Source organism: Adlercreutzia muris (assembly GCF_008831045.1).
GTDB lineage: Bacteria > Actinomycetota > Coriobacteriia > Coriobacteriales > Eggerthellaceae > Adlercreutzia > Adlercreutzia muris.
Genome location: NZ_WAJS01000017.1, coordinates 16902 through 41025, shown reverse-complemented (window position 1 = coordinate 41025; position 24124 = coordinate 16902). Strand labels below are relative to the sequence as shown.

Sequence of the window (24124 nt, the reverse complement as noted above, 5' to 3'; positions counted from 1 at the left end):
CGGGGACGGGGAAACTGTTAGGGAATCTCATCGCCGTCAGCAGGCGGCAGGGGCATCACCGCGTAGAGCGACGAGTGCCCCTTCACACCCTTATGGACGAGCCTGAGGATCCCGACCTCCTGGAGGGCGCGCAGGGCGCGCACGGCCACCACGTCAGCAACGGGCACGCCTCCATAGCCGAGCGCCAGGGCGGCATCGGCTATGGACATCTGCACGGTCTGCACGTCGTGCGGGCCGAGGTCTCCCCGCCCCGCCTCGAACAGCAGCCATCGCTCCAGCCACTCGGTCTCGACCTCGCCCAGGCCGGATGCGCCGCGCACCATGGAGCACATGGGCGCGAGCAGCCTCGGCCACACCGCGTCCCGGCGCTCGGCCGAGGCTGCGGCGACGATTATGGCCATGGTCTCCGGGCGCATCCTCCAGAATCGATCCGGGGCGCTGTCGCGCTCCGACGCCATAGGGCCACCTCCTCTCTCGTCATCGGTCTTCATCGGGCGGGTCTGGCGGATCCGGGGGCACCCCGTCGAACCCGCCGCACTCCTCCGAGCAGTCGGGCCGGGTGGATTCGAGGATGTAGGGGCACCAGCCCCACCCGCAGCCGCACGGGCACTTGCACCAGTTGCGGCAGCGGTCGCACCACATACGGGGCTCGGGGCCGTCAGACGGCTCGAGCGGGCCGTCGGGCACGTCGTACGGACAGGTCATCGCGCCACCCCCTAGAACAGCCTGAGCTGGTCGTCGCGGAGTTCGAGAAGATCCGCCCATAAGGCGATCTTGCGCTCAAGCTCGTCAAGATACGCGATGCCGCATCCGCAGCCGTGGTAGTTGCCCTCGCGGTTGTCGAGAGCGCCGAATTGAACCATGCGGAAGCCGCCGACAATCGACACTGATTCGCTGAACCGGCCGAACGACATCGCGATGTGCACGTTCTCGCTGGATACCTTGACGCGGGGCTCGCCGAACTCCTCGACGATGCCGAATCTGCACACGCAAAGGCCGTTGGCCCAGGCGCACAGCTCCTCAATAGTCATGCCCTCGAAGTCGCCGACAGCCATCACGCCGCCCCCACATCGAAGAGCGTGGGCGCGTAGGCCTTCTCGTCGTGCGCGCGCAGGTAGGCCACGCCGTCGTCGAAGTAGCCGGGGTTGAGCTCCGTGCCCATACCCCGACGGCCCATGGAGACGGCGCGCAGCGGCACTGTCATGAGGCCGCCGAACGGATCGAACACCACCTCGCCAGGGTTGCTGTAGCGCTCGATGAGCCTGTCCACGATGTCGAACTGCAGTGGGCAGACGTGGTTCTGGCGGCGCTTCCGCGACTGCTCGGTGTTGAGCGTCATCATGCGCGAAACGTCCGTCCACACGTCGGGGCTCCACGACGCGGGGGCGAGGGCCATGAACGTGGTGGGGAGCTGCCCCGAGTCAGCCATGGCGTCGGCCAGGGACACGTGCCACTCGTGGTCGTAGACGTGGGACAGCGTGAAGTCCCGGAACAGCCGGCAGCGCCCGCTCATGTCCATGTCGGCGAAGTCGGCGGCCTCAAGGAGGCGGTCGCCCGAGGATCGCCAGAAGGCGTGGGCGTCGGTCTGCCAGCGCCCCAGGCTGTACTCGTCCTTCCCCTTCGCGACGGGGACGTCGGCGTATCCGCGCGTGCGGTCGGTCTGGGGCTTGTGGAAGAGCAGCACGTACTCGGGGCAGCCGACGCCCATCTTCGTGCCGTCCTTGCACTGCTCCGTCCACCCAAGGCGGTAGGTCTGGTTGTTCTCGCGCACGACGTCGGTGACCACCGTGACCATGCCCACGTAATCGAAGCCGTGGGCCATGCAGTGCGCGATCACCTGCGCGTGGAACGGGTCTACCGTCGGCAGCCCCGCGCCGGTGACCCCGCCGAACAGGATCCTGTCCTTGACGTGGCACGCGTAGATGCGGCCGGGGCGCAGCACACGCAGCAGCTCGGGGGTGAGGAAGTCCATCTGCTCGAAGAACTCGCCGTTTCCGCTCGTGTGGCCGAAGTCGTTGTAGCTCGGCGTGTACTCGTAGTGGTTGGAGAAGGGTATGCTCGTCACGATGAGGTCTACCGAGTCGGACTCCATGGAGGCCGTCTCCTCCACCGTGTCGTTGTTGACGACGCGCCACCCGTCGCCCGACTCCTCGCGGCGCTCGCAGCCCACGGAGCGCCGCATGGCGCACGCCGCGTCGGCCTCGGCCAGACCGTACTCGCGGATGATGGCGGCCATGCGCTCGGTGAGCTCGTCGTGGGCGCGCCACTTCTCGCGCAGGGCGTCCACGACGTGGCCCTCCCCCTCCGCGTAGATGATGTCGATGCGCACCGGCTCGGACTGCTGGAAGCGCTGGACGCGGTGGATAGCCTGAATGAAGTCGTTGAACTTGAAGCCGACCCCACAGAACACCTCGCGGTGGCAGTGGCGCTGGAAGTTGCAGCCGGAGCCGGACAGCACGGGCTTGGTGGCGAGCACGCGGAACTCCCCGTCAGAGAAGCCAACGATGCGGCACTCCCGCTCGTCGAGATCCTGCGAGCCGTACACCTCCACAGCCTCGGGAATCTGCCGGCCTATCTCGCGGCGCTCGTCCTCAAGATCGTGCCAGAGCACGAAATGATCGTCGGGGGAGGCTGCGACGATCTCTGCGGCCTTCTCGATGCGCGCGCCCATGGTGGCCCGCTTGATGGCGGCCGCCGCAGAGAGGGACACAGCGGAGTCGCGGATGAAGCTGAGCTGGCCGTCGCGATCCTCGGCCGGGGCGGCGTCGTCGGGCATCGGCACCTCGTGCCAGACGACCTCGATGGGCGGCAGCTCGTAGCCCTCGTCGGAATAGCCGAGGTCGCTCGGGCGCTGCACGAACACGGCCCAGGTGGCGAGCCACAGCCAGAACTCGCGCTCCTTGTGCGGGTAGAGCGTGAGATTGCCCGCCTTGGTGGAGTCGCGCTGGAAGAACCGCGTGAGGGCCTGGCCGGTGTCCATGACCCCGAGGTACCCGGCGTAGTGGATGAGCTCCTTGTAGCGGTTGGGCGACGGCGTGGCGGTGGCAACGAAACGGTACGGCACGTCATCGAAGAGCTGGAGGAACGTCTGGTAGGTCTTCGACCCAAACGAGCGGAGAACGCTCGCCTCGTCGAGGCTCACGGCTTCAAAGAGAGACACATCGAGCCGGCCGTCGCGCACGGACTCGTAGTTGGTGAGGTAGAGGCCGTCGCCCACCACCTCCTCGGTGCGCCGGACGAACTGGGGGCACATCCCGAGCAGCTCGGCATCGCGCTTGAATTCCTGGCGCACGCCGAGAGGGCAGACGATGAGGCACCGGCCGCCGCCCTCGTGGGCGAGGATGAGTCGCATTATCTCGAGCTGCATGAGAGACTTGCCGAGGCCGAACGCGGCGAAGATGGCGCGGCGGCCGCCACGGAGGCACCACCGCACGATGTCCCGCTGGTGAGGGAAGAGCACCGGCGACACGTCGTCGCCGGGGTCGAACCCGCTGCGCGGCGCGCACACCGCCTTGCGGGAAAGGAAGTTGTAGTAGAGGTCGATCACTCGACCACCTCCAATCTGTACAAGGTGCCGCCGATGAAGGCGAGCCATCCGATCTGCGGTATGTAGGCCGCGAAGCTATTCCCCATCGCCGTCCCCCATCTCGTGGAGGAGCCGCCGCCATACGGCGGCGACGATGCCGGCGCACCCGATGAACGACGCGCCGCCGAAGAAGTAACCGGCACCTTCGCCGAAGACGATGGAGATCCCCGACGAGATGAGGCCGAGGCCGATCAAGGCGAGCGTGAACGCCATGAGGGCCAGGAACTGGCCGACGTTTCTGAAGTCGATCACAGGTACCTCGCCTCCTTGTCCATATCCTCGCCGCAGGCGCGGCACACATCGCCCAGGATCTTCGGGCACAGCTCGTCTTCGGGGCACCGGCCATTTGCCTCGCGCAGGGCGCACTCGGCGTCGATGGCGCGCCGCCGGTAGTAGTCGCGCTGGCGAACCGCCTCGTTCGCGCGGCGCACGGCCTCGACGAAGGCGTAGTGGACGCCTCGCGCGTACTCGGCGAGCAGAGCGTAGTCGCTTTCCATGGCAGCCATTAGCCCACCTCCTACCGCAGGCGCACGGGCATCAGCAGCGCCTCGGTGCTGCCCGCGCGCAGAATGAACGGCTTGAGAGGATCCTGCATGGAGATGCTCACCGCGCCATCGCCCAGGCAGGCGAGCACTTCGACGAGGCACCTGGCGTTGAGCCCGATCTCGCACGGGGACGACACCTCGGCATCCACGGTCTCGCGCATGGACTCCCGATCTGACGCGCGCACGAAGGTAGCGCCCGAGTCGTCGAAGCCGAGCGTGACGGGGTTCGAGCCGGGGATGACGGCGGCGCGGCGGGCGGCGTCGAGGGCCGAGGCCCTGCCGATGCGGACGGAGCAGTTCTCCTCGCCCTCGAAGAACCTGTCCACAGGCGGGTACTCGCCGGAGTACCCGCGCGCGGTAATGACCACGCCGGGGCCGGAAGCCCGGAGCTGGTTGCGCGATGCCGAGAGCGTGATGTCCGACCCCGCGCAGGAGGCCGCAGCGGCGGCGAGGAACCCGGGCGGGAACGGCACGCGCATCTCGCCGACGCCGGGGGCGTCGCACTTCGCGCGAACCATGGCCAGGCCGTCGGTGCCCGTCAGCCGCAGAGAGCCGCCGCCGGATTCGACGAGCACGCCTTCGACGGTTCTGCCGGCACCAGACCCAGCGCCCTTGCCCTCGTCGGCGCACGCCCACGAGCACGCCTTGACGAGGGCCGCCAGGGAGTCGGCGGCGACCGTGACCGAGCAGCCGTCCTCGGGGGCCGGGAAGGGCGGGAAGTCCGAGGGGTCGAGCGACGGCACGTCGAAAGACGCGCGGCCGCAAGACACCGAAACGGAGCCATCGCTGCCCGATACGGTCACCGCCCCGTCGCTCATCGACTTGACTATCGAGTCGAGCGACTTGGCGCTCACGAGCACCTGACCCTCCTCCTCGACGAGGGCGGCAACGCTGGTGGAGCACGACTCCTCGAGGTCGTTCGCCTCGACCGCCAGGGCGTCGCCCTTGGCGGTAAGCAGCACGCAGGCCAGGTGGCTGTCCCTCTGGCCCTTGGCGATTTTGCAGGGGCTCGCCATCGCCCGGCGAAGCTCGTCCCTGTCTATAGTGACGATCAATTCGCCACCTCCTTTACTATGGGAAGGGACGCCACCCCGGCAAGCGGAGGGCGTCCCACGGGTTTGTCTGAAAATCGGTCAGCAGGTAGGCCCAGAAGGCGCTCTGCCACCCGCGCACGGAAGGCGCGATGTCGGCATCCCTTCCGTCAACCCACCACAGGTGCAGCCTGTGCATCTCAGCCGCCCCGTGGTGGAGGATGCGCCCGTCGGCGTCGTAGAGGGCGTTGCCGCGCCCGCACAGGTGCACCATGGGGCCGGCCGTGCCGCCCAGGGAGCGGGCCACGACGTGGTGCCGCTCGGGATGAGGGCGGCCGCACACGGCGCACCACCCCGGGAGGTGGTCTTCGCCGCCCATGTTGTGAGCCGACAGGCGGGACATGAGCGACCCGCTCAAAGGGGTATAACCTCGACGTCATCGACGGGGAGGGAGAGCTGTCCCTCGCACTGCGGCTCGGGGAGCGGGAACACCTCGTCGATGAACTCAAGCGCTGCCTCCACCGTAGGCTCGTTCATTCGGTAGTAGTGCTGGCCGAACTCGGCGAAGATCGCGCTGGCGATGTCGTTGCCGTCGTAGGCCCCGAGGTCGTGGATGGCGGCGATGGTGTCGGCGAGCTTGCGCTGGGCCTTGGCGGCCTTCGCGCCGAGGTGCGGAGAGAACGGGACGCGCCTGTCCTCGGCCACCGGCGGCAGGGTCACCTCCTCGTCGTCGCGCATCCACATCTCAAGGCCGCACCCGAAGCGCATGGCCGCGTTGCGGATCGCGTCGCCGATGACCTCCTTGGTCACATCGGCCCCCAACTTGCCGTCTGCGTCCCCGTAGCCGATGCGCTCGATGCCGCAGACGGTGAGGTAGATCCACAGTCCGCCGGCTATGACGAGCGGAGCGCCGTCCTGGCGCGATGCCATTGGACGCCACGACCACGAGGGGTCTACGTCGTTCAGGCGCTCGGTGATGCGCGCGTGGCCGATGTAGCTCAGGTGCTTCGCCGGCAGGGGGTGGCGCTTGCCGCACCTCGGGCACACGTGGTACGCCTCGGGCGGGACGAAGCGGTCTCCGGCATCGTTGCGGTCGTACTCGCCGACGTACACGGGCCGCAGCTCCACGGCGTCCTCGGGAAACGGCTCGCGCAGGCGTGCCAGCGCGGAGGCCTGGCGCTCGGTAAGTTCCTCCCACACAGCTACGCCACCCCCTTGATGCCGTCGCTCACCACGCCGATGGACTTTGCGTACTCGGCGATCATCGTCGCCTGGGCCTTCGTGGCGCGGAAGCGGAAGTCCCACTCGCGAACCTCGGACGCGGGCGACTTGGGGCGACAGGGAGCGCCCCCGCCCTCGGCGGCTTTGGCCTGGGCCATGGCCCGGGCGACGCGATCCTCGGCCTCGCGCTGCATCTGCTCGGCGTGGCGCTCGCGGGCCTTGGCCTCGTCGGCGAGCCGCTTCGCCTCAGCGAGGGCGGCTGACAGGTCGAGGCGCTCGCAGTAGTGCTTGTCCGCTGCCGTGGCGAACTTCGGGGCGGCAGCGCGGATGGCCTCGCGGTCGCTCACCGCCGTGGCGATCATCTGGCCGAGCTTCGAGACGGCCTTCGTCTCGCTCCAGCTACGGCCCATGAGCGCGGATTCGCGCTCGATGAACCGCTCGAGCGGTATGGCGGCCATGAGATCGGGGGCCTGGGTCTCGTACTCGGCGAGGAGCGCCGCCTTGCGGGCGGCGGTGAACTCGTCATCGAGTTCCTTCAGCCGACCGTCGATGATGGCGATCTGCTCCTTGATGACCGACTTCACCTCCTCGCACTTTGCCTTGAAGGCCTCCTTGGGCGCGTCGTAGGCGCGGAAGGCGTCCTTGCGCGCTTTCTCGATGGCCTCCACCTTGGAGTTGAGGTCGGCGCGGATCTTCCAGGCCGCCTTGCGGTCTTCGTCGGTCACGATGTCCATGCCCACGACCTTGCTGACGTAGGCGCGGGCGGCGACCTTCATGGCCTCGAAATCGGCGGACAGGCCGCCGGAGGTCGCGCCCATCTCGATGACGGAGAGGGCGCTCACGCTTCCATCTGAAACAGGCTCTGCTGCGCCGCTCGGCACAGCTCGCCCTTCGTTGTCTTTCGGCATCTGCCTTCCTTTCTCTTGCTTTTCTTCTCTCTCGAAAGCCTCGACGCGAGGGGGTCGTCCTCTCGGCACATCCTCTTGGCCTCGGCGTAGCTGCGAGCCAGAAACACCGTGCCGTCGCCCACCCGGTCGTGCCATTTCTGCTCCAGGTCGAAATCGTCTATGGGGGAGCGGTTGCACGAGATTACCCGGGCGAGCGAGGGCCGCATCATGACCATGTAGCGCGCGATGACGCTCCACAACTCGTGGGAGAAGCGGAACTCCTTGTCGCTGGTTATGCGGAGCCGGCTCTTCTTGGCCATGCGGTAGATGTAGTCGCGGCCCACCCAGTCCTCGCCGGCCTCCACCTCGCACAGACACAGGTGCATGACGCGGTTGTAGGTGCCGCGGTGGGAGGCAATCCAATCGAGGCCGTAGTCGAGCAGCTCCTCGGGGGTCTTGCGGCGCATTCCCGCGCCGCGCCCCGCGTCGCGGCTCATAGCGCCGGGCCGTCCGCAGCGGCCTCGATGCCGGCGGCGTAGCCGTCGGCCCAACCCTCTCCCCTGCCCGTCTCGAAGCCGATGTCGTGGGCGGCCGCGAGTCCCCAGATGCAGGCGAGCACGACCGCGATAATGACTGCGGCGAAAGCCACGTCGGCCGCGCTCATGCGCGGCTCGCGGGGAATGTGGTAATATCTGGATGTCTTGGGGCTGTTCTTCCTTACGGACTCCCTCAGGCCGCGCGCCCCCGCCTTGGTCAGTTGGGGCGCGCTTTCCTTGTTGGGGCTACGCGGCGGCCTTCGCCGCGTCGGGCGCGGGTATGTGCGCTTCGCCAAAATCATCACTCCTCTCGATGAAACGTCTCACCGCCGGCGCGATGTCCGATGCGGTGACAGGCCTCGGCACGTGCACGGTGACTGTGCCGAGGCCGCTTGTGTACACGTGCGTCCCCTCGGGGAACGCAACGGGATCGGATGGCGTCATGACGCCTCCTCTCGCTTGCAGGTTCGTCTCCGGGGTCGCTTTTCCGGCCAGCGTTCCCGGCAGTCGGCCATTCGGTTTTCAAGGTTCGGACGCCCAACGGCATCCACGGGGCGGCACGGCTGACCCGCCGCTATTCCTGCAAGGCGCGCGTCCGAGTGCCTGTCGTTGCGCGCCCGGTGCCGCCCCGTGGATGCCGGCCCCCGCAGGGGCCGGACGGGAAGCCGATTAGGAACCGGCCGATTCCTTTGAGGCGAAGTCGGGGCAGCCGCCGCATTCCCGATCGATGCCGGCGAGGATGTTGCCGGGGAGCCCGGCGGCGCGCTCGGATCTCGACTCGCACATCTGCTTTGCGATGCAGTCGCAGGCGATGGCCTTCGCCGCATCCGCGCCGATTCCGGCTTTGTCGGCAACCGCCCCGATCTGGCGGGACGCGGCGTCGATGACCGCGTAGGCGCCAATCGTGCTGACAGCCCCGTAGGCGTAGCTCTTCGTGCCGTCGTCGCCGACGACCGCGACAAGGCACAGGGTACCCCCGATGACCTCGCGCCAGTCCCCGTCGGACTCGATGATCACGTTCAGGCCCTCGGGCGATTTCTTCTCTTCGGTCATTTCGTTTCTCCTTTTCGCTTGTTGGTTGGTAACTTTCGCTTGATGGTTGGTAACTTTCGCTCGGCTACTTGAGAGCCGGATACACGCACTGGAGCGCCTGATAGAATCATCTGCGAAGGGAGGTGATGACCCATGGAGTTCAACGACGGCGACGTGCTGGGAATGACAGCGGCCATAGTGGCATCTGCGGTGTCGGGCGCACAGCCTGACCCTGAGTACGTCGCAGACCTCATAGCGAAGGTCTACGATGCTCTGGATAGCGCTGCGGCCGGAGACACGGACGGGGACGGCGAGTTCTAGGCTCTCGCCTCCACGACCAGGCGGGCCATCTTCAAGGCTAACCACTTCCGCAGGAAGGTGGCCCGGCTTCCCTCCATGAACGTCTTGGCTACGAAGAACGCCATCTGCTTGAGCATGAAACGCCTAGCGGAAAACTCTTTGTCTTTGACAATGGGGACTCTCCCTTCTGCGAGGCAGACGGCGGCGATCTCGTCCGCATCGATGGTTATGCTGCTCTGCTCCATGTTTCCTCTCTTTCCGTTCAGTGCGCGTATCCGGTTCTCAAGGTGCCTGCGCTGCTTTTGCGGCTAGGCCGCGCCGCCATCGCCGAGGCACACGGCCTCGTCGAGCGAGAAGCCGGTGATGCGGGCCAGCTTCGCGGTCTCGCCAAGGCTGAACTCGCGCAGTCCGCGCCGCTTGGCCGAGAACGTCCCGGGAGCCATGCCCATCACATCTCGGGCGAAGTCGTCCATGTTGATGCGGTGGACAGCCGTGTAGGCGAGAACCGCATCGTCGATGACGGGGCGGTAGAACTCCCCCGTCTCACCGATTCTTGGCATCGTTATCACCTCCCCTCCGCTTACCTGCAAGATGCCACCCGATTACCATGCCCGCGCATAAAAGATTGAACGCCGAAAACAGCGCGGACGCACGGCCGTTGCCCGTAGCCAGCAGGGTGAAAGTGAGCAAGATGCTCACCCACCAGACGACGTAGAAGGCTGCTTTCGCTCCCACGGCCCTACTCCCCCGCCCTGCAGAGCGCCGCATCAAGAGCAGCCAGGATCTCGGTCACGGCCTCGCGGTCGGCATCGTCCTCGGCCGGCATGAACAGCGCGCGGCAGTAGTCGTAGGCGCACGCGCCGTCGGGGGCGCAGACGTTGAGTTTCACCACGCGCGAGCCGTCGGGGCGCTCGGGGGTGGGGATGCCAACCTCGGACGGCTGCGGATCCGCGATGCCATAGAACGCGTACCCGTCGGCCGTGCTGCCCTTGAAGTGCGTGCGGCCGGAAGCCGCATTTTCGCTGATGGATAACTCCACGCCGCCGTCCGCATGCCCGGCGGACTCCCGCTGCTCGGCATCGTCGGCCGAGGTACCGGAGGCCATCGCCTCGGCGATGGTCTTTAGGGACTCGACCACCAGGGAGACAACGGCGTCCATGTCGAAGCCAGCAGCCTCGGCGTCGTCTCCGAAGTACTCCACGTCAACGGAGGCCACACGCTCGTCGTTGCGGGTGAGCACCACGCCGTCGCCGCCCAGCGGGGCCTCGCAATCGGTGTAGCCGTCGAAGGAGATGCTCCAGTCGTTGCCGTCTCCGTCGTAGGCGTAGGCCTTGAGGCGCGCGTCCGTGATCATCGTCCATTCCATTGCGGGGCTCCTTCGATTCGATCTTTCTACTTGTTTAGTCGATCTTTCGACTTAACAACACGTACTATAGTCGATCTTTCGACTTTGTCAACTTAAATATTGATTTTTTTGGTCGAAAAATTTACTATAGGATTAGAAGGAGGTTCGTGATGATATTTACCGAGCGGCTTAACCTCGTAATGAACGCACGCGGATGGCGGCAAATTGACCTGTGCAAAGCGTCTGGATTAACATCTAGTCAGGTCGCCTACATCGTGAAAGGCAAAACAAAAGACCCCACGATAACCACCGCAGCGAGAATCGCTAAAGCGCTTAACGTATCCCTCGACTACCTCGCAGGACTCAAAGACGACCCGGCCATAGAGCGACATACCGCGCCGGTTATGGAAATAGAGACCGTCCGGCTCGTGGAGGACTTCGAGTCGCTTCCCGAGGAGGGAAGGGGCGCGATCCTCGATCAGTTGGAGTTCCAGAAGCTGAAAAGCCTCCGCGCGTCCGAGGCCGCCGTGCAGGATAATTCCGTTCCCGGGATTGCGTAGCTAGGAAGATGGCCTGATGATTACGAAAAGGCGCATATGGGTGAAGTTGGCAGACAGCAAGCCGCTGTCGGTCGCCAGCACCCTGTGCAGTATCCTTGGTTTTCCTCTGGCGCTCCTGTCGCTGGCGGGCGTGCAGATGCCGTGGATTCTCGACGCCATCGGGAACTCGGCGTTCATTTGGCTCCCTATCGTGACGCTGATAACGGGATTCCTGGCATTTACTAAACTTATATTTAGATTTCCCTTGCGTATTGCTAAACTTTAGTTTATAATATCATCATCGGATGAAAGGAAAACCGATGGTAAAGCGAAAGGATGTGGTGAGGTTCTTCAAGGAGGAGGGCTTCGTTCTGGTCAAGGGAACCAACCATGACAGGCTGGTTCACCCGGACGGAAGGTGGACGACGCTGGGCCGCCACACCGAGATCGGGAACAGGCTCTTCGAGGAGATGAAGAAGCAGGCGGGGCTGAAGTAGCCCCGCCCCCCACCGCATCGGAAAGGAGCAGGACATGCTTCATGTGTACGAGTTCGAGGTGTTCGAGGACGAGGGCGTCATGGTCGCCCTGCCCTTCGACATGGACGGCGGCACCCAGGGCACCGACTTCGCGGAGGCCTGCGAGATGGCCGCCGACTGGCTGAAGATCGAGATGGAGCACCGCGCCATGCGCGGGCTTGAGTTCCCGGAGGCCACCTTCGGCAACGAGCCGCGCGAGGGCGGGCGCACCGTCATCGTGGCCGTGGACGCGGGCAAGGAGACGGTGCCCCGCATGACGGCGGCGGCGGCCGCGCGCGAGCTGGGCGTGACGCCCGGACGCGTCTCCCAGATGGTGAGGGCGGGGCAGCTCGAGACGTTCAAGATGGACGGGCGTACCTGGCTGACGCGCGGCAGCGTCGAGGCCCGCAAGGAGGAGGCCCCTCAGGCTGGGCGGCCGAAGAAGGCCGTCACGGCATAGGAGGGCAGGCCATGGGAATCTTCAGCAGACGATGGCTCGTGCGCGGGAACCGGGGCGAGCCTCTGGTGCTCATGGCATCGCGCAGGCGGCTCGAACTGAGGCGGGCCGGCTTCGGCGGCGGCGTCGAGTTCTCCTACGATGACCCGCGAGCCGAGTTCGGCGAGGCCTGGGCGAACAAGGACTTCTACGTCCGTGGCGGCCAGCGCAAGCGTGTGACGCGGGCGAGGGTCTACGACCTGGCGAAGGGCGGCGGCACGCGGATAGTGGAGTTCCGCAGCACGGCCGACGGCGACAGTTTCAGGCGGTGGATCGAGCGCGCGGCGGCCGCATCCAGATGATAGAATGGCCCGACTGGAAAACGGGAGGTGAGCAATGAGAAGAGATATGGACTTGGTTCGTCGGATCCTGAAGGACATGGCCGAGGCCGGCGGCCCGCTCAAGGCGTCGGCGTTCGTCACCGAGGGCACGACGTTCGAGGAGGTGTGCTACCACTTCCGCATCATGGACGAGGCGGGCCTCATAAAGGCGACGGTCACCTACGCCGGCGACGCCCCGTACTTCGCAGTGGCGAGCGAGCTGACATGGGAGGGCAACGACTTCCTCGCGACGGTAGAGTCGGACACCATCTGGCAGAAGGTTAAGTCGCGGGTGGCGAAGGCCACGGGCGACGCGTCGTTCTCGGTGTTCAAGGCAGTGGCCGTGAAGATGACCGAGGCGGCCGTGATGGCCGGACTGTAAGAAGAAAGCCCCGCGCGGGCGGCAACCCATATGCGCGAGGCTCAAGCAAAAGTTACCAACCGACGAGCGGAAGGTGGGTCGAATTATACCATGGGCACGATCAAGCCCGACGGGCGTTACGCCATGCTACTCAGAAAATCCCGCGAGGACGTTGAGGCCGAGGCGCGGGGCCAGATGGAGACTCTGGCATTGCACGAGGATGCGCTCCGCCTCCTCGCCTCGAATCTCGGCATCAAGATCTCCAAGGTCTACCGCGAGCTGGTCTCCGGCGACCGCCTGGACGAGAGGCCCGAGACCGTGCAGCTCGTGCACGAGGTCATGCGCGGAGAGTGGGACGGCGTCCTCGCCTACGACATCCAGCGCATCAGCCGTGGCGACATGATAGACCAGGGCGTCATCATGAACGCCTTCAAGTACTCGCGAACCATCATCATCACGCCGGGGAAGATCTTCGATCTGGCCGACGACTACGACAGCAACGCCGTGGAGATGAACCTGATGATGGGGCGGGTGGAGCTTGGCTGGATTAAGAAGCGCCTCATCGCCGGAAAGGAGAACCGCACTCGGCGCGGCGAGTACCTCGGATCCATAGCGCCCTTCGGTTGGGAGAAGTGCACCGTCGACCACATGAAGACCCTGCGCCCCGGCGAGCACCACGAGCGGCTTTTCCAGATGTACACCGACATAGCGTCCTGGGCGCGCGCCCCGAAGGGCATGGCCGACGACCTCAACCGCCAGGGATTCCCTACCCCGCGCGGCAAACACTGGGACGCGAAAACCATCACCAGCATCATCAGAAACCCCGTGAATATCGGCTACGTGCGCTGGAACCAGCGAAAGACGCGGGTGCAGTTCGACGAGGAGATGAACCGGCGCAAGGTGCGGGGCGTCCCGAAGGACGACGAGAGGATCCTGGCCGAGGGACTGCATCGAGGCGCGGGACTCATCACCGACGAGTTGTTCTATGCCGCCAACCGCCAGCTCGACGCGCACGGAGGCACGTCCGAGCACACGGGAAAGCCGCTGCGCAACCCGCTCGCCGGGGTGCTCGTGTGCAAGGGCTGCGGGCGGGCCATGGCTCGCTCCATATTCCCCGGGGAGCGCAGGGGCGACGGCCGGGGCAAGACGGAGTGGTACACGCACCCGCAGTCGAACCGCTACGAGTGCCATATGCAGGGAGCCGTCATGCGTGACGTCGTGGATCTGGCGGTGGACGCGCTGCTGTCCGTGACGAGGGACATAGAGGTGGCCATCGACGCCGACGACGGGCAGAAGGTCGAGGCCGCGCGGCAAGTAGCCAAGTCGCTGCGCCGCTCGCTGGCCGAGGAGGACGCGGCCCGTGACAACCTCTTCAGGCTCGTCGAGCGCGGAATAATCACCGATGCGGAGTTCGCGTCGCGCAAGGTGCTCGCAGACGGCCGCAGGGCCTCCCTAGAGGCTCAACTGGCCCAGGCCGAGGCTGAGGCCGCAGACGACCATGGCGAGGCCCTGGCGCGCGTCGTGGCCCTCCGCGAGGTAGTGGACTCGCTGCGAAACTACGAGGGCCGCGCCAAAGAGGTGAATGACATGGTGAAGTCCATCGTCTCCCGCATAGAATACGAAAGAGACCCCCAGACGGGGGAAATCCGCCTGGGGGTCTCTCTACGATAGATATAATCCCTGTTCAGGTAGGGGGTTATATCATGCGCTGAATATCTCGATGGTCTCGCCCTCGGCCAGGGTGACCATGGCCTTCTTCCAGGTGCGGGTGCGACCCTCCTGGTAGCGAACGCGCTTCGGCTTCGACTTCACGTTCAGGGTGTTCACCTTGACCACCTTCACCTTGAAGATAGCCTCGATGGCCTGGCGAATCTCAACCTTGTTGGCGTCCTTGGCTACCTCGAAGGTGTACACGTTGTTCTCCATGGCATCGTAGCTGTGCTCCGTGATGACGGGGCGGATGATGACGTCGCGGGGATCCTTCTCCATTATGCAAGCACCTCCTCGATGCGGGCCAGGCACGGCTCGGCGATGACGAGCACCTTGTTGTCAATGAGCTCGTAGGTATTGATATCGCCCACCGGCAGGATGTTCACCTCGGGGATGTTGCGGAAGGACAGGAACGCCTCGATGTCCTCGTTGCCGATGACCACGCAGATGCGCTTGCCTTCCAGACCCAGGGCCTTGATCAGCGCCACGGCGTCCTTGGTGCAGGGCTTCTCGAAATCGAAGTCCTTGACCACCACGAGCTCGCCGTCGGCCAGCTTCGCGGACAGGGCGCTGCGCATGGCCAGCTTGATCTCCTTCTTGTTGACCTTCTGGTCGTAGGAGCGGGTGTGCGGGCCGAACACGGTACCGCCGCCAGCCCACTGGGGAGCGCGGATGGTACCCTGGCGGGCACGACCGGTGCCCTTCTGACGCCACGGCTTCTTGCCGCCGCCGCGGACCATGCCGCGGGTGCGCGTGTTAGCGGTGCCCTGACGCCAACCGGCCTGCTGCGCCTTCACGGTGCGGTGCATGACAGGCACGTTCGGCTCGATACCGAACACGGCGTCGTTCACATCGACCGTGCCGGCGGCAGCGCCCTTCACGTCCTTAATCTCAATAGTTGCCATAATTTCTGTAACTCCTTGTTACCGATCGATTCACTAAGCCATGCGCACGCGCACGATGCCGTTCTTGCCGCCGGGGACAGCGCCCTTCACGAGGATCAGGTTCTGCTCCTCGTCGATGCGCACGACCTCGAGGTTCTTCACGGTCACGGTATCACAGCCCATGTGGCCCGGCAGGCGCAGGCCCTTGAACACGCGAGAGGGCGTGGCGCACTGGCCGACGGAACCGGGAGCGCGGTGGAAGTGCGCGCCATGGCCGCCCGGGCCGCCGGCAAAGCCGTAGCGCTTCATGACGCCGGCAAAGCCCTTGCCCTTGGACGTACCGGTGACGTCCACCTTCTTCACCTCGGCGAAGGCAGCCACGGTCTGGGTGTCGCCCACCTTGTACTCGCCGGCATTCTCCACGCGCACCTCGCGCAGGTAGCGCTTCGGCTCGGCGCCCTGCTTGTCGAAGTGACCCTGCATGGGGCGGTTCACGCGGCGCGGCTTGATGTAGCCGAAGCCCATCTGCACGGCCTCGTAGCCGTCGGTGTCCACGGTCTTCACCTGGCACACCGTGTTCGGCTCGGCCTGGATGACCGTCACGGGAACGATGCGGTCGTCCTCGTCGAAGATCTGGGTCATGCCGATCTTCTTGCCATAGATAGCGTTAATCATGTCCCAAACCTCCTTTACAGCTTGATCTCGATGTCAACGCCAGCGGGGAGATCGAGACGCATCAGGGAATCGACCGTGTTGGGGGTCGGCTCCAGGATGTCGATGAGGCGCTTGTGGGTGCGCATCTCGAACTGCTCGCGGGAGTCCTTGTTCACGTGGGGACCGCGGATGACGCAGTACAGGTTGCGCTCCGTCGGCAGCGGAATAGGACCGGAAACCTTGGCACCCGTCTTCTGAGCGGTATCGACGATGAGGCGCGTGGACTGATCCACGATCTCATGATCGTACCCCTTCAGGCGGATGCGAATCTTCTGACTTGCCACTTACATTACCTCCAAATAGAAGTTGCTGACGGGCGCCCTAGGCGTTGCCGCCGGCCTTGCTGATGATCTCGTCCTGCACGGACTTGGGCACGGGCTCGTAGGAGTCGAACTGCATGGTGTACACCGCACGGCCCTGGGTGCCGCTGCGCAGGTCGGTCGCGTAACCGAACATGTTGCCCAGCGGAACCTTCGCCTCGATGACGACCGAGGAGCTGCGCTGCTCCTGGCCCTGGATGAGGCCGCGGCGGGACGGGATATCGCCCATGACAAAGCCGGTGTACTCCTCGGGAGTCTCCACCTCGACGGCCATGACGGGCTCCAAGATGACCGGGTTGGACTTGCGCAGGGCGTCCTTGATGGCCATGGAGCCGGCCACCTTGAAGGCAGCCTCGGAGGAGTCAACGTCGTGGTAGGAGCCGTCGATGAGCTCGACCTTCACGTCCTCGACCGGATAGCCGGCCAGAACGCCGGAGTTCAGCGCCTCCTGGATGCCCTTGTCGATGGAGGGGATGTACTCCTTGGGCACCACGCCGCCGACGATCTTGTTGACGAACTCGTAACCCTTGCCGGCCTCCTGCGGGTACATGTTGATGACCGCATGACCGTACTGGCCGCGACCACCGGACTGGCGTACGAACTTGCCCTCGGCATTCAGCACCTCGTGACCCGGACGCTCGCGGTAGGCAACCTGGGGCTTGCCCACGTTGGCCTCCACCTTGAACTCGCGCAGCAGGCGGTCGACGATGATCTCCAGGTGCAGCTCGCCCATGCCGGCGATGATGGTCTGGCCGGTCTCGTGGTTGGTAGACACGCGGAAGGTCGGATCCTCCTCGGCCAGCTTGGCCAGAGCCACGCCCATCTTGTCCTGCTCGGCCTTGGTCTTGGGCTCCACGGCAATGTCGATAACCGGATCGGCGAACTCCATGGACTCCAGGATGATCGGCGCGTTCTCGGCGCACAGGGTGTCACCGGTGGAGGTATCCTTCAGACCCACGACGGCGACGATGTCGCCAGCCTGGCAGGCGTCGATGTCCACGCGCTGGTTGGAGTGCATCTGCAGCAAGCGTCCGATGCGCTCCTTCTTGCCCTTCACGGCGTTCAGCACGTAGCTGCCCGCGTCCAGGGCGCCGGAGTAGACGCGCAGGTAAGTGAGCTTGCCCACGTAGGGGTCGGTCATGATCTTGAAGGCCAGGGAAGAGAACGGGGCCTTCACGTCGGCGGGACGCTCCTCCTCGGCATCGGTGTCGGGGTTGGTGCCCTTGATGGCGGGGATGTCAACCGGGGACGGCATGTAGTCGACCACGGCGTCCAGCAGCTCCTGCACGCCCTTGTTCTTGTAGGCGGAGCCCACGAACACCGGGTTGATCTGGCAGGCGATGACACCCTTGCGGATGGCGGCCTTCAGCTCCTCGACCGTGACCTCTTCCTCCATGAGGACCTTCTCCATGAGATCGTCGTCGCAGTCGGCGGCGGCCTCCAGAAGCTCCTGGCGGTACATGGCGGCATCGTCGGCGAACTCGGCCGGGATGGCATCCATGGGCTCGGGGTAGGTCATGCCCTTGTCGTCGGCCTTGAAGTCCCAGGCGGTCATGGTCACCAGGTCGATGACGCCCCAGAAGTTGTCCTCGGCGCCCATGGGAACCTGGGCGGCCACGGCCTTGGCACCCAGACGATCGCGCATGGTCTGGATGGCATGGAAGAAGTCGGCGCCCACGCGGTCGTACTTGTTGATGAAGGCGATGCGGGGCACGCCGTAGCGCTCAGCCTGGCGCCACACGGTCTCGGACTGCGGCTGCACGCCGGCAACGGCGTCGAACACGGCCACGGTGCCGTCGAGCACGCGCAGGGAACGCTCCACCTCGGCCGTGAAGTCCACGTGGCCGGGGGTGTCGATGATCTGGAAGCGGTACTCCTTGCCGCCGGCAGCGCCGCCGGGGTACTTCCAAAAGCAAGTGGTGGCGGCAGCGGTGATGGTCACGCCGCGCTCCTGCTCCTGGACCATCCAGTCCATGGTAGCGGCACCGTCGTGCACCTCGCCGATCTTGTGGGTCTTGCCCGTGTAGTAGAGGATGCGCTCGGTCGTGGTGGTCTTGCCTGCATCGATGTGGGCCATGATGCCGATATTGCGCGTATCCTTCAGATCGATTTTAGCCATATATCACACCAGCCTTAGAAGCGGTAGTGCGAGAACGCACGGTTAGCCTCGGCCATCTTGTACATATCCTCGCGCTTCTTCACGGCGGCGCCGGTGTTCTCGGAAGCGTCGATGATCTCGTTGGCGAGACGCTGGATCATGGTGTGCTCCTTGCGCTTGCGCGAGAAGTCGACGATCCAACGGATGGCCAGGGTAGTGGCACGACGGGAGTTGACCTCCATCGGCACCTGGTAGGTGGCGCCGCCCACGCGCTTCGGCTTGCACTCGAGGGTGGGGCGCACGTTGTCCATGGCCTTCTTGAACACGGCCAGCGGATCCTCGCCGGTCTTCTCGGCGACCAGATCGAAGGCACCGTAGACGATGTTCTCGGCGGTGGACTTCTTACCGTCAAGCAGGACCTTGTTGATCAGCTGCGTGACGAGACGGTTGTTGAACTTTGCGTCCGGCTGCGTTTCGCGGCGGACTGCTGCTGCACGACGCGGCATGTAGTTTCTCCTTTTGCTTCTGCGCGCTTCGGGGCGGTGCCCCGCCCATTAGGCCGAACCCTTCGGCCCGCGCGGCTTAACGAATGTTATTTCGGGCGCTTGGCGCCATAGCGGCTGCGGGCCTGCTTGCGGTTGTCCACCGCAGCGCAGTCGAGCGCCGCGCGGATGACCTTGTAGCGGACACCGGGAAGGTCCTTTACACGACCGCCGCGGATGAGCACCATGGAGTGCTCCTGGAGGTTGTGGCCCTCGCCGGGGATGTAGGCCGTGACCTCCATACCGTTGACGAGACGCACGCGGCAGACCTTGCGAAGAGCGGAGTTCGGCTTCTTCGGGGTGGTGGTGTACACGCGAGTGCACACGCCGCGCTTCTGCGGGTTGCCCTTGAGAGCCGGGGTCTTCGACTTGTCGACCGACTTCTTGCGGCCCTTGCGGACCAGCTGGTTGATTGTAGGCAAGACTCTTTTCCTTTCCTTTTATCCACGAGCTTACACTGCACAAAACAAGCGCCTCCCAGAGGCGTGAGGATGCATACTACGAGGGTTCCCGCCGTGTGTCAAACGCCACGCATCCGGGCGTGTCCATATCTTCCGATGAGCGGCACAAAACGTTCACAACTGGGAAATACGTCCCGAAGCTGCCCGCACGAGGGCGCCCTGCCCCGGAGGGTGAGCTCCTGCCCTGGAGGGCGGCCTGCCCTGGAGGGTGCCCTGCCCCGAAATGACGAAGCGGCCGGGCGCACCGTCATTTCGGGGCATTTCCAAACCCCCTATCTGATCTGGCGATATGCGACAAATACCAGGTCAGGCGCACGACTGAAAGTGCCGGTATGCCCACCCCGCAGCCCGAAAATGACGATGCGCCCAACCGCTTCACCATTTTCGGGCAGAAAACTTCGTCATTTTCGGGTGGGAAACTTCTTTATTTTCGGGAGAAAAGATTCCTAGCAGGCGTACTCGGCGATGATGGCCTCGACGTAGCGGGCCATATTCTGAAGATCGGCCACTTCGATGTACTCGTCGGTGCTGTGGAAGTTGGTCATGCCTATCCCCAGGGTAATGGCATCGGCCCCTTTGGCGGAAAGCACATTGGCATCGGCCCCGCCACCGGAGACGGCATGGCGCACAGGCAGCCCGCAGGCGGCCGCGGCGGCCTCCAGATGCCCCACAATGGCGTCACCCGCTTCGTGGACCACGGCCGGGTAGTCGAGCTCCCAAGCCACTTCCACCATGCCGCCGAGGCGCTCGGCGGCCTCTTCCAAAGCCGCGGTCATAGCATCACGCTGGGCAAGCACGCGATCCTCGAAAAGCGAGCGGCACTCCCCTTCCAGCTCGCAAGCGGCCGGCACGATGTTCACGGCCACGCCGCCCTCGATGTGGCCGACGTTGGCCGTGGTGCACTCATCGATGCGGCCGAGCGGCATGGTGGCCACCGCGGCGGCGGCGATCTGAATGGCGGACACCCCCTCCTCCGGCTCCACCCCGGCATGGGCGGCGCGGCCCTCGATGCGGGCGCGCAGGGTCCAGTGGTAGGGCGCGCCCATAATGATGGTGCCCGGCGCCCCGTCGGCATCGAGCACGAACAGCGGCACCGGCTCGGAAGGGGCGGCGCCGTCGCCCAAAAGCCCCCCGGCAGCAGTGCCGCGCGAGGCCGCCGGCAGATCGGCCGGCCACGCGAGCGCGTCGTCGGCAAGAGCCGAGGAGCCGAGCAGGCTCTGCTCCTCGCAGGTGGTGAGCAGCACCGTGATATCGGGGCGCACGGCGCCGGACTCCACGACCGAGCGCACGCCCTCGAAGATGGCCGCAATACCAGCCTTGTCGTCGGCCGACAGAATGGTGTCCCCCGCCGAGCACACCACCTCGGCCATGCGGCAGGTCACATCATCGCAGATATGACGCGTCTCCACCACGGCCTCGATGCCCGCGCAGGGCTTCACCGTGTCCAGATGGGCCGAGAACGCCACGCGCCCTGGCACCGTGCCCGGCAGATGCGCGATGAGGTTGCCCGTATCTGACCCGGTTTCCGCCGCCGAAGCGTCGAAGGCGACGGTAAATCCCATCTCGGCCAGCTTCTCCGCGCAGCAGGCGGCCATAGGAGCCTCGTGCCACGACGGGCTCTCGATGGCCACCATCTCCAGAAACGATTCCAGCACGCGGTCGGGATTCATAGGGGTCCTTCTTTCCAAAACTCCGAAACTTTTGGTCGCAGGAATGCGCCCAAGGAAAAACAGCGAGGGTCCGGCAGGCGCCTGGGATTGCCCCGCCTTTTGCCCGAGCGGCCTTCGCACCGTGCCGTGGCAAAAACAAGGGGCCGGGCCAGGTGCCTGTCGGACCCGCAGCGTCGCGCAGTAATTCTCCGGGGAATTATTACGAGGCTTCTACGAAGCCAGAATGGGAGCCGCCACCTGCTTCTTGCGGGACAGCACGCCGGGCATCCAGTTGCCGCCCTCGCAGCACTCGATCTCGAAGACGCGGTTCACGCGGGCAGGGTCGCCCTCCACGATGAACTGGCTTCCCTCGGCCAAAATGTCGGTGACCAGCAGCAGAGCGAACTCGTAGCCGTTGCCTTCCACGAGCTTCTTCATGTGCTCGCGAATCTCGGCCTCGCGGCCCATCACACAGGGCAGGTCCACCGTCTCGCGCTGGGCGATGAGCACGGTCACGTCATCGTTGACCTTGAACTCCTTGGAATCGGCCTCCACGAGCTTGGCAATGGGCATGGTATCCTCGCCGCCGCGGGTGCGGAAGATCTCCATGCCGAACTCCACGGCGTCGATGCCGAGCTTGTCGGCCAGGAAGTTCACCTGGTCGATATCCACCTGGGTGCAGGTGGGAGACTTCATAATGACCGTGTCGGTGAGGATGGCGGACAGGAGCACCCGGGCGATGGCGTCGGGCAGCTCGATGCCGGTCTGGCGGAACTGCAGCGTGACGATAGTGGCCGTGGATCCGATGGGCAGGTTCAAGAACAAGATGGGATTGGCCGTGGTGACATCGGCGATGCGGTGGTGATCGATGATCTCCACGACCTCGGCCTCCTCGATACCCGGAGCGGCCTGGGCCACCTCGTTGTGATCCACGAGGATGACCTTCTGGCGCACCGTCTCGCCGTCATGCTCGACGGGGTTCACGTTGTCGATGAGCACTGGCTCGGGAATATCGTTGCGCTCGAGAAGCCACGCGCTCTCCACGGGCAGGGGGCCCAGGCGGGCGGGCACGTACTCGACGGCCTCGGCCTCACCGTCGCGGGCGGCCAGGGCGTTCTTCAGATGCGCGTATCCCACAGCGGCGGAAATGGAGTCGTTGTCGGGATTGCGATGGCCCACGACGAGAATCTTGGCGGTCATTGGTGCCCCTTTCTGTTCTTGTACCAATCTCACCTTATACCAATTTACGGTTTTGAGGCAGTATACCCCTCCCAGCCCTCGGTGGCGATGGGCTATGATAGCGTTCTGCGACGAAAACAAATGCTCGCGCGGCCGACGGCGGGCAGCGCCACCCGCGAGCCCCGGTTCTACCGGCGATCGGGCGGACGAGGCCGCGGCGCCCGCGAAAGGAGCAGCATGAAAACCTACGGTCTGCGGGATATCATCGGCCCCATCATGGTGGGCCCGTCCAGCTCGCACACGGCTGGTGCCCTGCGCATCGCCTCCATTGCGCGCAAGCTCTTCGGCGGCAACCCCGAGCGCGTGACCTTCACGCTCTACGGTTCCTTCGCCGCCACGGGCAGCGGGCATGGCACCGACAAGGCCCTCGTGGCCGGCATCATCGGCCTGGCCGCCGACGACCCGGACGTCTCGCGCTCCTTCGCATTGGCCGAGCGGGCGGGCGTGGAGGTCGATATTATCTGGGACACCGCCAGCCCCTGCGACCACCCCAATACCGTAGACGTGCACTGCGAGGACGGCGAGGGCACCGTGCTCGACATGCGCGGCGTCTCTATCGGCGGGGGCGCCGCGGTCATCCGGCGCATCAACGGCATCGACGTGGACATCACCGGCGAACACACGAGCGTGGTGGTGCACCAGCACGACGTGCGCGGGGTGCTGGCCCACATCTCCTCGGTGCTCGCGAGCTGCGGCATCAACATCGCCACGGCCAACCTCCACCGCACCGAGAAGCGCGGCGACGCCTTCACCGTGCTCGAGACCGACGACGACGTGGACGGCAAGGTGCGCGACTACCTCATCCTGCACCCGGATATCCTGAACGCCCGCATTATCCCGGCCATGAGCGCCACCGACGGCGCGGCCGTGGCGGTGCCGCCCGGCGCCGACGAGGCGTTTGCGCGCTGGAACTACACGAGCGGCGCGGAGCTTCTAGCCCTGTGCGAGCGCGAGGGCGCAACCATCGCCGAGGCCTTCCGCGCCCGGGAAGAGGCCCTCTGCGCCAAGCAGGGCGTCGCCGCCGACGTGGATGACTACTTGAACCGGGTGCTCGCCGTCATGGATGCGGCCGCCACGGTTCCCATCGAGGCTCCCGAGCGCTCCATCGGAGGCCTCATCGGCGGAGAGGCGGCGAAGGTGACCGCCAGCCTGGAGACCGACGATGCCAAGCGGCGCCTCATGGACCCGCTCACGGCCAAGGCGGCCGTCTACGCCCTGGCCACCCTAGAGACCAACGCCAAGATGGGCATTATCGTGGCCACCCCCACGGCCGGTTCCTCGGGTGTTCTGCCCGGCGTGCTGCTGGCCATGCGCGACGTGCGCGGCTACAGCCACGACGAGCTGCGCGAGGGCATCCTCACGGCGGCGGCCGTGGGCTACATCGTGGCCCGCAACGCCAGCGTCTCTGGCGCCGAGGGCGGCTGCCAGGCCGAGGTGGGCAGCGCGGCGGCCATGGCGGCGGCGGCGGCCGTGGCCATGGCCGGAGGCACGCCGACCCAAGCGCTCGATGCGGCATCGAACGTCATCCAGTGCCTGCTGGGCCTGGTGTGCGATCCGGTAGGTGGCCTGGTAGAGCTGCCCTGCCAGAAGCGCGACGCCACCGCCGCGCCCCTGGCGCTGGTGTGCGCCCAGATCGCGCTGGCGGGCGTGAGCAACCTCGTACCCTTCGACGAGAACGTGGCCGTGATGGACAAGGTGGGCCGCGAGCTGCCCATGGAGCTGCGCGAGACCGCCCGCGGCGGCATCGCCACCGCCCCCTCCGCCTGCAGCTTCTGCGCGGGGTGCTAGGCGAG

The 24124-nt window shown here is 65.5% G+C and carries 35 protein-coding genes; 9 read left to right on the top strand and 26 right to left on the bottom strand.

Features of this window, described 5'->3' with window-relative positions:
* Nucleotides 1-17 precede the first annotated feature (17 nt).
* The 14 genes from F8D48_RS06705 to F8D48_RS06650 all read right to left on the bottom strand — a co-directional run bounded on the left by F8D48_RS06705 (nucleotide 18) and on the right by F8D48_RS06650 (nucleotide 8859).
* Nucleotides 18-401, bottom strand: a complete 384-nt coding sequence (locus F8D48_RS06705) for a hypothetical protein (protein ID WP_151430646.1) — start codon at nucleotides 399-401, stop codon at nucleotides 18-20.
* Between the two features lie 76 nt (nucleotides 402-477).
* Nucleotides 478-705, bottom strand: a complete 228-nt coding sequence (locus tag F8D48_RS06700; RefSeq protein WP_151430644.1) for a hypothetical protein — start codon at nucleotides 703-705, stop codon at nucleotides 478-480.
* Between the two features lie 11 nt (nucleotides 706-716).
* Nucleotides 717-1055, bottom strand: coding sequence for a hypothetical protein (locus F8D48_RS06695; protein ID WP_151430642.1), 339 nt, complete (start codon nucleotides 1053-1055; stop codon nucleotides 717-719).
* A complete protein-coding gene (locus F8D48_RS06690; protein WP_205717342.1) occupies nucleotides 1055-3547 on the bottom strand; it encodes a DNA methyltransferase in 2493 nt (830 codons plus the stop codon). Before F8D48_RS06690 ends, F8D48_RS06695 begins: the two co-directional genes overlap by 1 nt.
* A gap of 75 nt (nucleotides 3548-3622) precedes the next feature.
* The gene (locus F8D48_RS06685) at nucleotides 3623-3838 is read right to left on the bottom strand and encodes a hypothetical protein (RefSeq protein ID WP_151430638.1); all 216 of its coding nucleotides are present in this window, start codon (nucleotides 3836-3838) and stop codon (nucleotides 3623-3625) included.
* A complete protein-coding gene (locus F8D48_RS06680; protein WP_151430636.1) occupies nucleotides 3835-4092 on the bottom strand; it encodes a hypothetical protein in 258 nt (85 codons plus the stop codon). Before F8D48_RS06680 ends, F8D48_RS06685 begins: the two co-directional genes overlap by 4 nt.
* Before the next feature lie 11 nt (nucleotides 4093-4103).
* Nucleotides 4104-5186: a DNA polymerase III subunit beta gene (locus tag F8D48_RS06675; RefSeq protein WP_151430634.1), complete on the bottom strand. Its 1083-nt coding sequence runs from the start codon at nucleotides 5184-5186 to the stop codon at nucleotides 4104-4106.
* A 16-nt stretch (nucleotides 5187-5202) separates the two neighbouring features.
* On the bottom strand, nucleotides 5203-5580 hold the full coding sequence (locus tag F8D48_RS06670; protein ID WP_151430632.1) for a hypothetical protein: 378 nt from the start codon (nucleotides 5578-5580) through the stop codon (nucleotides 5203-5205).
* Nucleotides 5577-6362 carry a hypothetical protein gene (locus tag F8D48_RS06665; RefSeq protein ID WP_151430630.1) on the bottom strand — a complete coding sequence of 262 codons (786 nt, stop codon included), beginning with the start codon at nucleotides 6360-6362 and terminating at the stop codon, nucleotides 5577-5579. The genes F8D48_RS06670 and F8D48_RS06665 overlap by 4 nt, the downstream gene beginning before the upstream one ends.
* A 2-nt stretch (nucleotides 6363-6364) precedes the next feature.
* A complete protein-coding gene (locus F8D48_RS06660) occupies nucleotides 6365-7291 on the bottom strand; it encodes a DUF1351 domain-containing protein (RefSeq protein WP_170272763.1) in 927 nt (308 codons plus the stop codon).
* Complete coding sequence (locus F8D48_RS11655; protein WP_170272762.1) at nucleotides 7222-7767, bottom strand: hypothetical protein; 546 nt, start codon at nucleotides 7765-7767, stop codon at nucleotides 7222-7224. The genes F8D48_RS06660 and F8D48_RS11655 overlap by 70 nt, the downstream gene beginning before the upstream one ends.
* A complete protein-coding gene (locus tag F8D48_RS11650) occupies nucleotides 7764-7934 on the bottom strand; it encodes a hypothetical protein (protein WP_170272761.1) in 171 nt (56 codons plus the stop codon). Before F8D48_RS11650 ends, F8D48_RS11655 begins: the two co-directional genes overlap by 4 nt.
* Before the next feature lie 118 nt (nucleotides 7935-8052).
* On the bottom strand, nucleotides 8053-8250 hold the full coding sequence (locus F8D48_RS06655; RefSeq protein ID WP_151430626.1) for a hypothetical protein: 198 nt from the start codon (nucleotides 8248-8250) through the stop codon (nucleotides 8053-8055).
* Nucleotides 8251-8475: 225 nt separating this feature from the next.
* Nucleotides 8476-8859, bottom strand: a complete 384-nt coding sequence (locus F8D48_RS06650; RefSeq protein ID WP_151430624.1) for a hypothetical protein — start codon at nucleotides 8857-8859, stop codon at nucleotides 8476-8478.
* Between the two features lie 132 nt (nucleotides 8860-8991).
* Here F8D48_RS06650 and F8D48_RS06645 point away from each other — a divergent pair, with 132 nt between their 5' ends.
* The gene (locus F8D48_RS06645) at nucleotides 8992-9159 is read left to right on the top strand and encodes a Ros/MucR family transcriptional regulator (protein ID WP_151430622.1); all 168 of its coding nucleotides are present in this window, start codon (nucleotides 8992-8994) and stop codon (nucleotides 9157-9159) included.
* Here F8D48_RS06645 and F8D48_RS06640 read toward each other — a convergent pair.
* The 3 genes from F8D48_RS06640 to F8D48_RS06630 all read right to left on the bottom strand — a co-directional run bounded on the left by F8D48_RS06640 (nucleotide 9156) and on the right by F8D48_RS06630 (nucleotide 10504).
* On the bottom strand, nucleotides 9156-9383 hold the full coding sequence (locus F8D48_RS06640; protein WP_151430620.1) for a hypothetical protein: 228 nt from the start codon (nucleotides 9381-9383) through the stop codon (nucleotides 9156-9158). The genes F8D48_RS06645 and F8D48_RS06640 overlap by 4 nt on opposite strands.
* 63 nt (nucleotides 9384-9446) lie before the next feature.
* The gene (locus F8D48_RS06635; protein WP_028026576.1) at nucleotides 9447-9698 is read right to left on the bottom strand and encodes a hypothetical protein; all 252 of its coding nucleotides are present in this window, start codon (nucleotides 9696-9698) and stop codon (nucleotides 9447-9449) included.
* 179 nt (nucleotides 9699-9877) lie between these two features.
* Nucleotides 9878-10504 (bottom strand): hypothetical protein, encoded by a 627-nt coding sequence (locus F8D48_RS06630; protein WP_151430618.1) that lies wholly within the window; start codon nucleotides 10502-10504, stop codon nucleotides 9878-9880.
* Between the two features lie 149 nt (nucleotides 10505-10653).
* On the opposite strand from F8D48_RS06630, the gene F8D48_RS06625 reads away from it, so the two are divergent.
* The 7 genes from F8D48_RS06625 to F8D48_RS06595 all read left to right on the top strand — a co-directional run bounded on the left by F8D48_RS06625 (nucleotide 10654) and on the right by F8D48_RS06595 (nucleotide 14385).
* Nucleotides 10654-11043, top strand: a complete 390-nt coding sequence (locus F8D48_RS06625; protein WP_151430616.1) for a helix-turn-helix domain-containing protein — start codon at nucleotides 10654-10656, stop codon at nucleotides 11041-11043.
* Nucleotides 11044-11083: 40 nt separating this feature from the next.
* Nucleotides 11084-11308, top strand: coding sequence for a hypothetical protein (locus F8D48_RS06620; RefSeq protein WP_151430614.1), 225 nt, complete (start codon nucleotides 11084-11086; stop codon nucleotides 11306-11308).
* A gap of 34 nt (nucleotides 11309-11342) precedes the next feature.
* Nucleotides 11343-11519: a type II toxin-antitoxin system HicA family toxin gene (locus tag F8D48_RS06615; protein ID WP_151430612.1), complete on the top strand. Its 177-nt coding sequence runs from the start codon at nucleotides 11343-11345 to the stop codon at nucleotides 11517-11519.
* Nucleotides 11520-11553: 34 nt separating this feature from the next.
* Nucleotides 11554-11997, top strand: coding sequence for a DNA-binding protein (locus F8D48_RS06610; protein WP_151430610.1), 444 nt, complete (start codon nucleotides 11554-11556; stop codon nucleotides 11995-11997).
* Nucleotides 11998-12008: 11 nt separating this feature from the next.
* Entirely contained in the window at nucleotides 12009-12335 is a 327-nt protein-coding gene (locus F8D48_RS06605; protein WP_151430608.1) for a hypothetical protein, read from the top strand.
* A 46-nt stretch (nucleotides 12336-12381) separates the two neighbouring features.
* Nucleotides 12382-12735: a DUF2513 domain-containing protein gene (locus tag F8D48_RS06600; RefSeq protein ID WP_170272760.1), complete on the top strand. Its 354-nt coding sequence runs from the start codon at nucleotides 12382-12384 to the stop codon at nucleotides 12733-12735.
* A gap of 90 nt (nucleotides 12736-12825) precedes the next feature.
* A complete protein-coding gene (locus F8D48_RS06595; RefSeq protein WP_170272759.1) occupies nucleotides 12826-14385 on the top strand; it encodes a recombinase family protein in 1560 nt (519 codons plus the stop codon).
* Nucleotides 14386-14415: 30 nt separating this feature from the next.
* Here the strand turns inward: F8D48_RS06595 and rplW are convergent, their stop codons facing one another.
* The 9 genes from rplW to F8D48_RS06550 all read right to left on the bottom strand — a co-directional run bounded on the left by rplW (nucleotide 14416) and on the right by F8D48_RS06550 (nucleotide 22292).
* A complete protein-coding gene (gene rplW, locus F8D48_RS06590) occupies nucleotides 14416-14703 on the bottom strand; it encodes a 50S ribosomal protein L23 (RefSeq protein WP_151430602.1) in 288 nt (95 codons plus the stop codon).
* Nucleotides 14703-15329 carry a 50S ribosomal protein L4 gene (gene rplD, locus F8D48_RS06585; protein ID WP_135971146.1) on the bottom strand — a complete coding sequence of 209 codons (627 nt, stop codon included), beginning with the start codon at nucleotides 15327-15329 and terminating at the stop codon, nucleotides 14703-14705. The genes rplW and rplD overlap by 1 nt, the downstream gene beginning before the upstream one ends.
* Nucleotides 15330-15362: 33 nt before the next feature.
* A complete protein-coding gene (gene rplC, locus F8D48_RS06580; RefSeq protein WP_135971145.1) occupies nucleotides 15363-15983 on the bottom strand; it encodes a 50S ribosomal protein L3 in 621 nt (206 codons plus the stop codon).
* 14 nt (nucleotides 15984-15997) lie between these two features.
* Nucleotides 15998-16306, bottom strand: a complete 309-nt coding sequence (rpsJ, locus tag F8D48_RS06575) for a 30S ribosomal protein S10 (protein ID WP_016309237.1) — start codon at nucleotides 16304-16306, stop codon at nucleotides 15998-16000.
* A 37-nt stretch (nucleotides 16307-16343) separates the two neighbouring features.
* On the bottom strand, nucleotides 16344-18461 hold the full coding sequence (gene fusA / locus F8D48_RS06570) for an elongation factor G (protein WP_135971144.1): 2118 nt from the start codon (nucleotides 18459-18461) through the stop codon (nucleotides 16344-16346).
* 14 nt (nucleotides 18462-18475) lie between these two features.
* Nucleotides 18476-18946 (bottom strand): 30S ribosomal protein S7, encoded by a 471-nt coding sequence (gene rpsG / locus F8D48_RS06565; protein ID WP_150839719.1) that lies wholly within the window; start codon nucleotides 18944-18946, stop codon nucleotides 18476-18478.
* Nucleotides 18947-19032: 86 nt separating this feature from the next.
* A complete protein-coding gene (gene rpsL, locus F8D48_RS06560) occupies nucleotides 19033-19404 on the bottom strand; it encodes a 30S ribosomal protein S12 (RefSeq protein ID WP_016309240.1) in 372 nt (123 codons plus the stop codon).
* A 485-nt stretch (nucleotides 19405-19889) separates the two neighbouring features.
* Nucleotides 19890-21113, bottom strand: a complete 1224-nt coding sequence (locus F8D48_RS06555; RefSeq protein ID WP_151430600.1) for a M20/M25/M40 family metallo-hydrolase — start codon at nucleotides 21111-21113, stop codon at nucleotides 19890-19892.
* A gap of 210 nt (nucleotides 21114-21323) precedes the next feature.
* A complete protein-coding gene (locus F8D48_RS06550; RefSeq protein ID WP_151430598.1) occupies nucleotides 21324-22292 on the bottom strand; it encodes a manganese-dependent inorganic pyrophosphatase in 969 nt (322 codons plus the stop codon).
* A gap of 216 nt (nucleotides 22293-22508) precedes the next feature.
* Between F8D48_RS06550 and sdaAA the strand changes: the two genes are divergently transcribed.
* Entirely contained in the window at nucleotides 22509-24119 is a 1611-nt protein-coding gene (gene sdaAA, locus F8D48_RS06545) for an L-serine ammonia-lyase, iron-sulfur-dependent, subunit alpha (RefSeq protein ID WP_151430596.1), read from the top strand.
* Nucleotides 24120-24124 lie beyond the last annotated feature (5 nt).